The 11,919-nt window shown below is 51.8% G+C and carries 15 protein-coding genes; 4 read left to right on the forward strand and 11 right to left on the reverse strand.

Annotation, left to right across the window (positions count from 1 at the left end):
• Positions 1 to 29: 29 nt before the first annotated feature.
• The 7 genes from P2G53_RS02030 to sohB form a co-directional block, all read right to left on the reverse strand.
• Complete coding sequence (locus P2G53_RS02030) at positions 30 to 911, reverse strand: hypothetical protein (RefSeq protein WP_275813001.1); 882 nt, start codon at positions 909 to 911, stop codon at positions 30 to 32.
• 3 nt (positions 912 to 914) lie between these two features.
• A complete protein-coding gene (locus tag P2G53_RS02035) occupies positions 915 to 1,196 on the reverse strand; it encodes a hypothetical protein (RefSeq protein WP_275813004.1) in 282 nt (93 codons plus the stop codon).
• Positions 1,197 to 1,199: 3 nt separating this feature from the next.
• Positions 1,200 to 2,306 (reverse strand): mechanosensitive ion channel family protein, encoded by a 1,107-nt coding sequence (locus P2G53_RS02040; protein WP_275813007.1) that lies wholly within the window; start codon positions 2,304 to 2,306, stop codon positions 1,200 to 1,202.
• A complete protein-coding gene (nagZ, locus tag P2G53_RS02045; protein WP_275813009.1) occupies positions 2,299 to 3,312 on the reverse strand; it encodes a beta-N-acetylhexosaminidase in 1,014 nt (337 codons plus the stop codon). The genes P2G53_RS02040 and nagZ overlap by 8 nt, the downstream gene beginning before the upstream one ends.
• Before the next feature lie 12 nt (positions 3,313 to 3,324).
• Positions 3,325 to 3,807, reverse strand: coding sequence for a L,D-transpeptidase (locus tag P2G53_RS02050; RefSeq protein ID WP_275813012.1), 483 nt, complete (start codon positions 3,805 to 3,807; stop codon positions 3,325 to 3,327).
• Complete coding sequence (locus tag P2G53_RS02055; RefSeq protein ID WP_275813015.1) at positions 3,807 to 4,463, reverse strand: TetR/AcrR family transcriptional regulator; 657 nt, start codon at positions 4,461 to 4,463, stop codon at positions 3,807 to 3,809. The genes P2G53_RS02050 and P2G53_RS02055 overlap by 1 nt, the downstream gene beginning before the upstream one ends.
• A 95-nt stretch (positions 4,464 to 4,558) precedes the next feature.
• Positions 4,559 to 5,641: a protease SohB gene (gene sohB / locus P2G53_RS02060; RefSeq protein WP_275813018.1), complete on the reverse strand. Its 1,083-nt coding sequence runs from the start codon at positions 5,639 to 5,641 to the stop codon at positions 4,559 to 4,561.
• Positions 5,642 to 5,725: 84 nt separating this feature from the next.
• Between sohB and P2G53_RS02065 the strand changes: the two genes are divergently transcribed.
• The gene (locus P2G53_RS02065; RefSeq protein WP_275813021.1) at positions 5,726 to 6,061 is read left to right on the forward strand and encodes an SCP2 sterol-binding domain-containing protein; all 336 of its coding nucleotides are present in this window, start codon (positions 5,726 to 5,728) and stop codon (positions 6,059 to 6,061) included.
• Here P2G53_RS02065 and nudC read toward each other — a convergent pair.
• Positions 6,035 to 6,835: an NAD(+) diphosphatase gene (gene nudC / locus P2G53_RS02070; protein ID WP_275813024.1), complete on the reverse strand. Its 801-nt coding sequence runs from the start codon at positions 6,833 to 6,835 to the stop codon at positions 6,035 to 6,037. The genes P2G53_RS02065 and nudC overlap by 27 nt on opposite strands.
• A gap of 185 nt (positions 6,836 to 7,020) precedes the next feature.
• On the opposite strand from nudC, the gene nhaB reads away from it, so the two are divergent.
• Together nhaB and P2G53_RS02080 are read left to right on the forward strand one after the other, a co-directional pair.
• Positions 7,021 to 8,526 (forward strand): sodium/proton antiporter NhaB, encoded by a 1,506-nt coding sequence (gene nhaB / locus P2G53_RS02075; protein ID WP_275813027.1) that lies wholly within the window; start codon positions 7,021 to 7,023, stop codon positions 8,524 to 8,526.
• A 142-nt stretch (positions 8,527 to 8,668) separates the two neighbouring features.
• Positions 8,669 to 9,094, forward strand: a complete 426-nt coding sequence (locus tag P2G53_RS02080; protein ID WP_275813030.1) for a GFA family protein — start codon at positions 8,669 to 8,671, stop codon at positions 9,092 to 9,094.
• On the opposite strand, the gene dnaQ is transcribed toward P2G53_RS02080, so the two are convergent.
• The 3 genes from dnaQ to P2G53_RS02095 are packed head-to-tail and all read right to left on the reverse strand — an operon-like array spanning position 9,091 to position 10,992.
• The gene (gene dnaQ, locus P2G53_RS02085) at positions 9,091 to 9,798 is read right to left on the reverse strand and encodes a DNA polymerase III subunit epsilon (protein ID WP_275813033.1); all 708 of its coding nucleotides are present in this window, start codon (positions 9,796 to 9,798) and stop codon (positions 9,091 to 9,093) included. The two genes, P2G53_RS02080 and dnaQ, sit on opposite strands and share 4 nt — an antisense overlap.
• Complete coding sequence (gene rnhA, locus P2G53_RS02090) at positions 9,795 to 10,232, reverse strand: ribonuclease HI (protein ID WP_275813036.1); 438 nt, start codon at positions 10,230 to 10,232, stop codon at positions 9,795 to 9,797. The genes dnaQ and rnhA overlap by 4 nt, the downstream gene beginning before the upstream one ends.
• On the reverse strand, positions 10,219 to 10,992 hold the full coding sequence (locus P2G53_RS02095) for a methyltransferase domain-containing protein (RefSeq protein ID WP_275813039.1): 774 nt from the start codon (positions 10,990 to 10,992) through the stop codon (positions 10,219 to 10,221). The genes rnhA and P2G53_RS02095 overlap by 14 nt, the downstream gene beginning before the upstream one ends.
• Positions 10,993 to 11,104: 112 nt before the next feature.
• On the opposite strand from P2G53_RS02095, the gene gloB reads away from it, so the two are divergent.
• A complete protein-coding gene (gloB, locus tag P2G53_RS02100) occupies positions 11,105 to 11,878 on the forward strand; it encodes a hydroxyacylglutathione hydrolase (protein WP_275813042.1) in 774 nt (257 codons plus the stop codon).
• Positions 11,879 to 11,919 lie beyond the last annotated feature (41 nt).

Consider the following 11,919-nt stretch of genomic DNA (forward strand, 5'->3'; position numbering starts at 1 on the left):
GAGGCCGGTGTTTTTAATTCAATACAGCGCTACCACTTCAACGGAATCATCAGCAGACGATCCTGCTTGAATAGCGGCACCAAGACCCGGCTACGTTTAGTATCCAGATCAATATCTGCCGGAGCATCAAGCCCGGTGACTAAAGGTTGTACCTCACCCGCTGCAGACATCTGATACAGGGTCGATTCACCCCAACCGGTGATCAGACGCTGGCCATCTTTAAGGCCAACCAAACCATCCAGGCCGGGCGCCAGAGCTACCGGGCCGGACTTGAGTTCACCACTCAGGCTGTACTGGTAGATATCGCCGCTGCCAAAGGTCACAACGGTAATGCCGTTTGCGTCTGCCAGCACCCCATTCGGTCCGCCGAAGCCTGACATATCGATCAGTTTTTTATAGTAACCATCCGGCCAGACCTGATAGACCGCATCATTACCGGCCGGTGAAAAATCCGCGTTCACACCAGTATCTGTCACCAGTACGGAACCATCCGGCATGGGGGTAATGCCATTCAGAAAGGAACTGCCTCTCACCTGAATGGATTTAACCATGCCACCTTCTGGTAGCTGGAATATACGCACCGCATCAATATCCGTGACAAAGAGGCGGTTACCGATAATGGTCATCCCTTTCGGGGCATTCAGGATCACACCGTCTTTTTCACCATCGAGCCACTTAAGCTCGATGACTTTACCTTCAGGACTCACCTTTGAGATAAAACCATTACGGTCTTTTTCAGCCGGGTGACCATTGATATTGGTGACCAGAATCAGATCTTCAGCAGCATAATATTCAGCCGACTCCGGTGTCGCGAAACCGACATCCTGCATTTCAATCCGCCGATCAGCAGTCGCATTCTGTGCCAGCAAAAGCGCCATAATCAGCGCTGAGCACTTCAGTCCGTGGTTCATATTTCAACTCCTTGACTTGTCCTGACACGGTTCTGCCAGAACCAGTTCACTTAATCCAGTCATTGATGGTTCAACACAGGGTGCTGCCTTCATAAACAGCGCAAAACGTTCCGCTTCCGGGGGAAAATACACTTTCAACCGACAGTGTAGCTGCCCCTCCGATTCATGCCGCTGCCATAGCCTGACAGAATCATGCGCGCCAAATGCCTGCCATTGCTGCTGCAAACACTCCAAAGCGTCAGCTGCCAGCCACGCATCCCCCAGATCCAGACTCCACCAGGCCACGCATTAAACCTGTGCTTCAGTCGGCTCAGGCATGCTTGCCAGATGCAGAGTGGTGGTCGGAAAGGCAATTTCAGCACCGTGCTGATCAATGATCTTCATAATCTTAACCAGCACATCCTGCTTAATCGCATGAAACGTGGCCCAGTCTGTCGTACGGGTAAATGTGTAGACAAAAAAGTCCAGTGATGACGGCCCGAAACGGTCCAGATTAACCATCAGAATCAGGTCATGGTCGATCGATTCATGTACTGCCAGCATCGCCTTAACATCATCAATAATGCCTTCAACATGAGCGGCATCATCGTAGCGCACACCGATATATTCATAGATGCGCCGGTTGGTCATGCGCGATGGATTTTCTACAGAGATATTGTTGAACGTTGAGTTAGGCACATACAGCGGACGTTTGTCGAAGGTACGGATACGGGTCTGGCGCCAGCCAATCTCCTCTACCACACCCTCGATATTTTTATCCGGCGAACGAATCCAGTCACCGACTTTAAACGGACGGTCCAGATAAATCATCATGCCGCCAAAAAAGTTGGCCAGTAGATCCTTGGCCGCAAAACCTACGGCAATACCACCGATACCACCAAACGCCAGAATACCGGAGATGCTGTAGCCGTAGCTCTGCATCACTATCAGCAGCAGGATAATGCCAATGATGATCCGCAACACCCGACCCAGCGCACTGACGGTGGTTGGGTCCATGGGTTTGCTGACCCTATCCGGTTCCACCAGCACCTCTTCCATGCGCCGCAAAAACCGCAAACAGCCCCAGGCACCAATGATGATAAAACTGAGTCTGGGCAACGGGTTATCCGCAGCCAGCACTTCAATATCAAAATGCTGCTGCAGTATCTGCAACAGGGCAAACGCAGCCACCAGCCAGATGAAGGCCAACACCGGTGCATTCACTGCATGCAGCAGCAGGTCATCCCAGAGCATTTTTGTTTTGTCGGCTTGCCGGATCAGCCTGGTAAAGATGGCGCGCAGCAACACATCCAGAACGACTGCCACACAGGACACCACCGTACATAGAATAAGCCAGGAGGACTCGGCCTGCTCCGGCAGGAGCTGTTCAAGCCAGTTCTGCAGTAATTCAACCATCTGTCAGCTCCAACAACTTAGCTGCAATAAGCCGCGCTTGCTGCAAACGTTCTGTATCATGGCTCCAGCTACGACCCCTCAGCGCCGCAAGATTGTGTCCCGGACGCGCGCCCTGCTGTTTAAGGTACTCAAGCACTTCCAGCGACCCCTGACGGTCATTACAACAGAGCAGGACATCGCAGCCAGCTTCTACCGCTAACGCCGCACGCTGGGTATAATTACCGGCACAATGGGCCGCTTTCATACTCAGGTCATCACTGAAGATTACACCTTGAAAAGCCAGATCACCGCGCAAAATCTGCTTGAGCCAAAAAGCAGAGTAACCCGCGGGCTGCTCATCACAGGCCGAATACAGCACATGTGCCAGCATCATCGCCTCAAGTCCGCGATCAATTGCGGATTTAAAGGGAGAAATATCCAGCTGCATCAGGGTTTCAAAGTCACGTTCGTCGAGGGCATCCGCCAGATGGGTATCCGCATTAACCCAGCCATGGCCCGGGAAATGTTTACCGGTTGCCGCCATACCGGCATCCGACATCCCAGCTATATACGCAGCGGAGAGCGCCGTGACCGATTCAACGTCAGTGCCAAACGCCCGGTCACCAATGACCTCGTTATGGCCATAATCAATATCCAGCACCGGCGCAAAGCTGATATCCACATCCAGCGTCCGCAGCTCCGCGGCCATCAGATAACCCAGTAAACCGGCCTGCTTTAGCGCCTCAGCAGGGTTATGCCGATAAACCGGCAGCAAGGTTTGCACCGCTGGTAACCGGGCAACCCCCTCTTTCAGGCGCTGTACCCGACCACCCTCCTGATCAATGCTGATGATCAAATCAGGATTACAGGCACGTATCTCAGCCGTGAGATCAGCCACCTGCTGGGCATTGATTGTATTTCTGGCAAAAAGAATGACACCACTGATCTCAGGCTGAGCCAGCAGTTGCGCTTCCTCGCTGGTCAGGCAAGTGCCTTCCAGATCAAGGAACAACGACGCTTCAGGCATAGATGAATTCCGTTATTCGAGAATGTCTACCGCAGTTCCAACGGCAATTTTATCAAAGAGTTCGAGAATATCCTGATTACGCATGCGAATACAGCCATGGGAACGTGGCACACCCATCGGTTCTGAGTCCGGCGTGCCATGGATATAGATATAACGACGCATACTGTCTACCCCGCCCAGCCGGTTCCGACCCGGCTCCCGACCACATAACCAGAGGATACGTGTCAGAATCCAGTCCCGATGCGGGAACTGTTCAGCCAGCTGCGGGGAGAAGATTTCACCGGTAGGACGACGGGCTACAAACACCGAGTTAACCGGCAGTCCCGCGCCAATTTTTGCTCTGATGTAGTGAGCACCCCGTGGCGTGCAACCACTGTTATTCTGCTCACCGGGACCATTCAATGCCGTAGAAACTTTGTATTGAGCCAGCGTATCCGGCCCTTCAAACAGGGTGAGAGATTGATCGGCTATGGAAATTTCCAGGCGCTGGGACATCAGATACGACAGAAATAACTCTTGTCGGCACGCGCCTGCAGACCCGCCGCCAACACAGGAATCATGCGATGCATGATTTTTTCCACTTCAGCATCGCTGTGGTACTCAGTTTTTTCAATGGCGCTCAGGGTGTGGAAGTTGGACAGCGTAAAGGTGATTGAGCCAAGCAGGAAATGCAGCCGCCAGAAAAATTCATCCTCTTCCATGGGGGCTGCATTGACACGCAACAGATGAATGTAGGGTTGCAGCTTACTGTGATATCGCTGCATCAGAAAACTGCGCAGCTCTTCCTGGCTTTTCATATAGGCCAGTTCCAGCAACCGCATAAACACCGACAGAGCATGCAGGTTCTCATGGTGCACAGAAAGCAATGCCCGCATCAGTATCTCTAGCAGATCCTCCAGCGAGATCTCCTGGGCTGATTGCATCTGAAAGTCATTCAGCATCCGCTCCAGCGAGTTGCAGAGCGGAGTCAGAAATTTCTCGGCAACGGCCTGAATCAGGCCTTTTTTGGAACCAAAATGGTAATTGATAGAGGCCAGGTTTACACCCGCATGATTTGTGATCTGGCGCACTGTAGTTTCATTGAAGCCCTGTTCAGCGAACAGCTCTTCAGCCGCTTCCACAATACTGGAAGGTGTCCCTTTATACGCCATAGTAATCCCAGCCTGTTGTTTTAAACCTGATTGCCATCAAGCCAAAAAGCGTCACAAATTACAAGCAATTTTAACTAAATCTTATCTTTTCGTGCTTACCGGAACCAATTTCGGGTTTCACCCAACTTGCTAATTGCACGCCAGAATACCCGATCCACGGCCTGCGCGCTGAACTCTGCCAGCCTGTCCTGAAGCGTCTTTTTCTGTTCATAATGAACAATATATATATCAGCATCATCAGCACACTGCATAAGGTATTCATCGGATGTCATCAACTCATCCACCAGCTGTTTATCCAGTGCCTGACTACCAAACCAGATCTCACCTGTGGCGACTTGCTCAATCGCAACCTGAGGCCGATGCTGAGATACGAACGTTTTAAACAATTCGTGGGTTTCTTCCAGCTCTTCAATAAACTTAGCACGACCTTTGTCAGTATTCTCACCAAACACGGTCAACGTTCGTTTATATTCGCCGGCGGTCAGCACTTCAAAATCGATATCGTTCTTGCGTAACAGCCGATGAAAATTAGGCAGCTGGGCGATAACACCGATGGAGCCAACAATGGCAAAGGGAGCCGACAGAATCCGGTTAGCCAGACAGGCCATCATGTAACCACCGCTGGCGGCAACCCGGTCAACACAGATGGTCAGCGGGATATTTTTACGGCGAATACGCTCCAGTTGAGAGGCTGCCAGACCGTACTCATGCACCATCCCCCCCGGGCTTTCCAGACGCAGCACCACCTCATCCTGAGGTTCTGCCAGCATCAATACGGTAGAGATCTCTTCCCGCAGATTTTCAACTTCTGAGGCTTTAACGTCCCCGTCAAAATCGAGAACATAGATGCGTTTACGACGCTCATCGGCATCCTCTTCTGCTTCATCAGTGCGTTTTTTGGCCAGCGCTTTGGCCTGTTTTGCTTCTGCCTTTTCTTTCTTCCGTTCCGCTTTTTGCAGCGCTTTGAATTCAGCCTTATCCAGCACCGCGTGTTCCAATGAGGCCTTCATCTCCTGAAACTCTTCATTAAGATGAACAACTTCGATATTGCCGTGCTGCGCCTCCCGTCGGGATCGCATCGCCACTGCGGCAATACCTATCACCACAAACAGAATTGCAATCACTACGGTGACTGACTTAGCCAGAAACAATCCGTATTCAGATAAAAAGTCGGCCACAAAAACCCCATTCGCTATCAGCAAGAAAGTCGCTAATGTATCATAAAACCCCTGTTATCAAAGCTGGATCTGGAGTCCGATGCTATGAGTGAAGCGCTGACCGTCAGCCGTGTTGTCGAGAAATTACCCAGTCGTTTCATTCCTGAGGCTGCGAATGATCTGGAAGCGGTTTTTCAATTCAAGCTGGAAGACGGAGATGATTTTTATATCGAGATACATGAGAGCAACTGCTCAACCAGTCTTGGCAACCATCCAGACCCCAACGTTACGTTGCTGATGAGCGCAGAGACTATGTTCGCCGTTATCAGCGGTGAGAAAGACGGTATGAGTGCATTTCTGACGGGCAAACTGCGCGCTGAGGGCAACGTGATGCTCGCAACACGACTCGGAAAGTTATTCAGTCGGGAAAAACGGAGCTGATTCCTGCGGCACATGGCCGTACTGTTCCATAAAAAACTGATCCAGTAACTGACGGGCAATTGAAAAATGCGGTGGCAGAATTGGCAAGTCATCAAGGCCAAACCAGTCAGCGTGGGTGATTTCCGTCCCGTCAGGTTGAATCTCCCCACCTGCATAGTCGGCAAAAAAACCTAACATCAGCGAGTGCGGAAACGGCCAGGACTGGCTTTTGATGTACCGCACATTGGTTACCCGAATACCCACCTCTTCCATCACTTCCCGGGCGACCGTGGCCTCTGCACTCTCCCCCGCCTCGATAAATCCGGCCAGCAGACTGTAGCGTCCATCCGCAAAGCGACTGGCATGGGCCAGCAGGCAACGATCACCTTTGCGCACCAGGACAATCACACAGGGATTAATCTTGGGATAATGGCGGTACTGACAGGGTTCACAGACTCTTGCCAGTTCATCCTCGGCACTTTTAAGCGGAGTAGCACAGCGCGGGCAATGCCGAAACTGATCCAGCCATGATACCAGTTGCGCACCGCGCGACAGTGCAAAATAAGTCTCGTCATCTTCAGCCTGAGCCAACAGTTGTCTCAGGTTGGCCGGCTCTGCTGCCGGGTACACCTGTGTTTCGCTCAGGATCGCAATCTGTGGCAACGCAGGATCATCCGTCACTGGAATGATGCTCTCTACAGCAAGCCCTGTCAGCGCTTTTTCTGCAAGGCAGATAATGCCTGCTGAATTCATCAGCAGTTTGCCGCGCTGTGCCAGCCAGAATGTTTTTGTCATATCACACCTTGATTGCGCCCAAAGTACCGGATCTTAAGCCTGACTCAATGCCTTGACGCTGAAACCCTACTCAAGTTCAGGCTTACATCCGTTAATTGCTCAGGTATTCTTCAGCTTTACCTAAGCAACTGATACGCTTGGCTTTAAAAGTCACATAAGAATGGCTCTTATAATAGGAACCTGTCATGAGCAACTCATTACCGCAAGCCTTTGTGAACAACTTTTTGGGAAATTCTCCCGTCTGGTACAAACAGGCTATTATCGGTTTTTTGATCCTGAATCCCATCCTGCTGGCCACACTGGGCCCGGTTGTAACCGGTTGGTTACTGATTTTTGAATTCATCTTTACCCTGGCCCTGGCGCTCAAGTGTTATCCGCTTCAGCCCGGCGGTTTGCTGGCGATTGAAGCCATCATTATGGGTCTGGCCTCTCCGGAAGCGGTTTCACATGAAGTGGAAAGCAATCTGGAGGTCATCCTGCTGCTGATGTTCATGGTGGCAGGCATCTATTTTATGAAAAGCATGCTGCTGTTTGTATTCACCAAAATCCTGTTAAGAGTACGGTCTAAAAAATTACTGGCGTTGCTCTTCTCGATTTCAGCAGCATTTTTGTCAGCATTCCTTGACGCCCTGACAGTCACCGCCGTTTTGATCAGTGTGGGTGTGGGTTTTTATGCTGTCTATCACAAAGTCGCCTCCGGCAAGACTTATCAGCATCCGAATCACGACCATGCGGATGATGCCAGTGTGATGCAAAACCACTCTGCCGACCTGCATCAGTTCCGCGCGTTCCTGCGCAGCCTGTTGATGCACGGCGCAGTGGGCACAGCACTGGGTGGTGTTTGTACGCTTGTGGGGGAACCGCAGAACCTGCTGATCGCTGAGAAAGCAGGCTGGGATTTTGTGGAATTTTTCGTCTACATGGCACCCATTACCATGCCGGTTCTGGCTGCAGGCCTGATTACCTGTCTGTTGCTGGAGCAGTTCAAAGTTTTCGATTACGGTGCCACCCTGCCTGAGAATGTGCGTAATGTCCTGATTGACTTTGACGGTGAAGAAAGCGCCAAACGCACCACAAAAGACAAAGTTGCCTTGGTTGTTCAGGCGATTGTCGCGGTGTATCTGGTATTTGCGTTGGCTTTCCATCTGGCGGCTGTTGGCCTGATCGGTTTGACCATCATCATCATCCTCACCGCAATGAACGGTATCGTTGAAGAACACCAGATCGGTAAAGCCTTTGAAGAGGCTCTGCCCTTCACGGCACTGCTGGTGGTGTTTTTCACAATCGTTGCAGTGATTCATGAACAGCACTTGTTCCAGCCGATCATTCACCATGTATTGCTGATGGACCCGGCACAGCAACCTGGCCTGTTCTTTATCGCCAACGGTCTGCTCTCCGCGATCAGTGACAACGTATTTGTTGCCACCGTCTATATCAATGAGGTATTGGCCGCTCTGGATGCAGGCGAGATTACCCGTCAGCAGTTCGATCATCTGGCCGTTGCCATCAATACCGGCACCAACATTCCGAGTGTGGCTACACCGAATGGTCAGGCAGCCTTCCTGTTCCTGCTAACCTCTGCACTGGCGCCGCTGCTGCGCCTCTCCTATGGCAAGATGGTGCTGATGGCCCTGCCTTACACCGTGGTTATGAGTGTTGTGGGTTACATCGCGGTAGTGGTTGCACTCTGATTCACCCATTTAAATCTGAAGGGCCGGCTTATGCCGGCCTTTTTTGTGCAACAAACTTTTGTGCAACAAACAATTCCGGAGAGATCACTAGAGTCGTTATGATTCTGTCACTACACTGGGTTGACCCTGCGGAGAACATCAGATGACCACTGAAACCACTTATCCAATTGAAGGCAGTTGCCAGTGTGGCAATATACGCTTGCGTTTACTGCGAGCGCCCAAACTGATCGCCTGCTGCCACTGCCGCGAATGCCAGAAGCTATCCACCAGCGCCTTCAGCATTACAGCTGTTGTAGATGCCTGTGATGTTGAGATTGAGGGCGAGTTAAAACATTGGGAGCGGAAGGCGGAGAGTGGGAATACCATTGCGGCGAAATTCTGCCCACACTGTGGAAATCGAATTTACCACTATCATCCGGACAAACCGGATGTTATCCGGCTGAAACCGACTTACCTGGAAGATACCCGGTTTATTCAGCCCACAGCTCATATCTGGGTCAGCGAAAAGCAGGACTGGTTTACTCTGCCCGAAGACGTACCCTGCTATCCGAAACAACCCGGCGGTTAATCATCCACCGGGGCTTGTAGCCAGACGCATTCACCGGATTTGTCCAGCCGTTTGAGAAACGCTGCATGCGCGGTCAGCTCGTCCTGATCAGCGCTGATGACCGGCAGGTCGATGGAGCCTTCCAGACGCCGAATCCGGCTACCGCCCTCTTCATCGGCACCATCACCCGACGCGAGAGACAAGTTGGTCTGACCGCCTGTCAGCGCCAGATACACATCTGCCAGTATTTCAGAGTCGAGCAACGCGCCGTGCAATTCACGATGGCCATTATCAATGCCGTAACGTTTACACAGGGCGTCCAGATTATTTTTCTGGCCCGGATGTTTTTTACGTGCCAGCAGCAGGCTGTCTGTGACCAGACAGATATGCGAGATGCGTTCCGGATGATTGTTGCGCTCCAGCTCTGTATCGATAAAGCCAATATCAAACGCAGCGTTATGAATGATCAGCTCTGCCCCACGGATAAACTCAATAAACTCATCCATCACCTCGGCAAAACGGGGCTTGTCATCCAGAAAATCATTGGTGATACCGTGGACCTGAACCGCTTCTTCATCCACCTCACGGTCCGGCTTAACGTACTGGTGATACGTTTTACCCGTCAAACGACGGTTAAACATCTCAACACAACCAATCTCGATAATATTGTGCCCCTCAGAGGGCTCCAGACCGGTGGTTTCGGTATCCAGTACAATCTGTCTCATGGGTTCAGTTCCTCGGCTCCCCGGTTAGCCAGTTGGTCCGCCAATTCATTTTCCGGATGACCACTGTGCCCTTTGACCCAGCGCCAGTCGATTTTATGTTGCTGTGTGGCAGCGTCCAGCCGTTGCCAAAGGTCAGCATTTTTAACCGGTTTATTGGCCGCAGTTTTCCAGCCTTTGCGTTTCCAGCCGGCAATCCACTCGGTTATGCCCTGGCGTACGTATTGTGAATCTGTGGTTAAAATCACATTGCAGGGCCGGTTAAGAAGCTCCAATGCTCGGATGGCCGCCATCAGCTCCATACGATTATTGGTAGTATCCGGCTCACCACCATAGAGCTGCTTTTCAGCATCACCGTAGCGTAATACCGCACCCCAGCCACCCGGTCCCGGGTTACCCTTACAGGCGCCATCGGTATAAATTTCAACGGTTTTCACGCATCTGTCCCCTTGCGGTCGGTTTGGCCACGGGGATATTGATCAGCCGACGCAAACCCCAGCCTGATCGAATCGGGGTCATGCCTGCAATATCCTTCCGGGCCAGCAGCAGTGAAAAAGCACCGTTGAGTGCTACACCACCACGCTCATAACGTTCCAGCCAGCGGCAGCGTGAGCGCCAGCGCTGATTCTCGAATGGGGGCAGATAATACCCGGAAAGGTGTTTGAGTTCAGTCAATTCAAGTAACTGTAACCAGTCGGACAGACGCCGGTGGCTGATAAAGTGAGCACACCAGGGCAAGCGGGTTCGGCGATCACGACAGATACGGCGTAATCCCCAGAGACTATATGGATTAAAACCAATAATGACCAGATGTCCACCGGGGCGAAGTATACGCGAGGCTTCACGCAGGACCTGATGCGGTGCCTGGGTAAAATCAAGGGCATGATGCAGCAACACCACATCCATCGATTCATGCACTAAAGGCACTTCATGGCTCAGCGCAACCAGATGCGAGGTATCTAACCCAAGCTCAAATTGGGGTGAAATAGAAAAGCAGTGTCGAACCGGACTCGCATCCCAAAGTTTGATACGGCTATCCACCGAAAACTGCACCAGCTCCATGCCGAACAGCCCCGGCAAAACCCGGTCAAGCAGTTCGCGTTCACGCTGCAGCAACTCCTGGCCAAGCTCTGAGTCAAACCAGCTGCGCAAGGCTGGCAGCAATGTCTGCAAAGATGGTTGAACCTGAAAGCTCATATGTTGACCAAACCCCATTATTTTTCTGACACCACAAGCCATTCATCTCGGTGTATGATGAATCCTAACCGTTAAGGTTTTTTAAGACCAGTATTCACATTTGAGGTTAAGCATGTTTCAGGTGAGCCCCATCCCCGCCTTTCAGGACAACTACATCTGGCTGATTAAGTCGCCGGAGAGTCAGCAGGTGGTGGTGGTCGATCCCGGCGATGCAGCTCCCGTAGAAGCCTATCTGAAAGCGCATGACCTGACGCTGGCAGCAATTCTGATCACCCATCACCACCCGGATCATACCGGTGGCGTCGCCGACCTGACGGCTGAGCGCACCATTCCGGTCTATGGCCCTGCCAACTCGCCGTTTAAAGGAATTTCACGTGCGCTGCGGGATGGCGAAACCATCAACCTGTTTGGCCACACGCTTGAGATTAAAGCGACTCCCGGCCACACCCTCGATCATATCTGTTATTTCAAACCGGGCACCCAACCTCAGCTATTCTGTGGCGATACCCTGTTTCTTGCGGGTTGCGGCCGCCTGTTTGAAGGCACTGCGGAACAGATGCTGGACGCCATGAACTATTTCCAGTCACTGCCGGAACAGACCGAGGTGTATTGTACCCATGAGTACTCGCTGGCCAACCTGAAGTTTGCAGCTGCCGTAGAGCCTAACAATCAGGCGATCAGCACCATCACTGCGCAATGCCAAGCACTGCGCAGTGAGAATCAGCCAACCCTTCCTTCCCACCTGATTACAGAACAACAGATCAATCCGTTCATGCGTACCGCGCAAGACGATGTGATTGCGGCCGCTGAAACCTTTTCCGGCAAAACCGGTCTGAGCCAAATTGAAGTTTTAGCAGCGATTCGGGAGTGGAAAAACCAGTTCTGAACAAGGTCTGTTGACCCTTGGCAACTCACTGTTAGAATGGC

The organism is Neptuniibacter sp. CAU 1671, assembly GCF_029222905.1.
In the GTDB taxonomy this organism is placed as follows: domain Bacteria; phylum Pseudomonadota; class Gammaproteobacteria; order Pseudomonadales; family Balneatricaceae; genus Neptuniibacter.

Bases quoted from the DNA above. Each gene is read 5' to 3' on its own strand.
- P2G53_RS02030 (WP_275813001.1), bottom strand. From the start codon at position 911: ATGAACCACGGACTGAAGTGCTCAGCGCTGATTATGGCGCTTTTGCTG.
- P2G53_RS02040 (WP_275813007.1), bottom strand. From the start codon at position 2,306: ATGGTTGAATTACTGCAGAACTGGCTTGAACAGCTCCTGCCGGAGCAG.
- nagZ (WP_275813009.1), bottom strand. From the start codon at position 3,312: ATGCCTGAAGCGTCGTTGTTCCTTGATCTGGAAGGCACTTGCCTGACC.
- P2G53_RS02050 (WP_275813012.1), bottom strand. From the start codon at position 3,807: ATGTCCCAGCGCCTGGAAATTTCCATAGCCGATCAATCTCTCACCCTG.
- P2G53_RS02055 (WP_275813015.1), bottom strand. From the start codon at position 4,463: ATGGCGTATAAAGGGACACCTTCCAGTATTGTGGAAGCGGCTGAAGAG.
- P2G53_RS02065 (WP_275813021.1), top strand. From the start codon at position 5,726: ATGAGTGAAGCGCTGACCGTCAGCCGTGTTGTCGAGAAATTACCCAGT.
- nudC (WP_275813024.1), bottom strand. From the start codon at position 6,835: ATGACAAAAACATTCTGGCTGGCACAGCGCGGCAAACTGCTGATGAAT.
- nhaB (WP_275813027.1), top strand. From the start codon at position 7,021: ATGAGCAACTCATTACCGCAAGCCTTTGTGAACAACTTTTTGGGAAAT.
- P2G53_RS02080 (WP_275813030.1), top strand. From the start codon at position 8,669: ATGACCACTGAAACCACTTATCCAATTGAAGGCAGTTGCCAGTGTGGC.
- dnaQ (WP_275813033.1), bottom strand. From the start codon at position 9,798: ATGAGACAGATTGTACTGGATACCGAAACCACCGGTCTGGAGCCCTCT.
- P2G53_RS02095 (WP_275813039.1), bottom strand. From the start codon at position 10,992: ATGAGCTTTCAGGTTCAACCATCTTTGCAGACATTGCTGCCAGCCTTG.
- gloB (WP_275813042.1), top strand. From the start codon at position 11,105: ATGTTTCAGGTGAGCCCCATCCCCGCCTTTCAGGACAACTACATCTGG.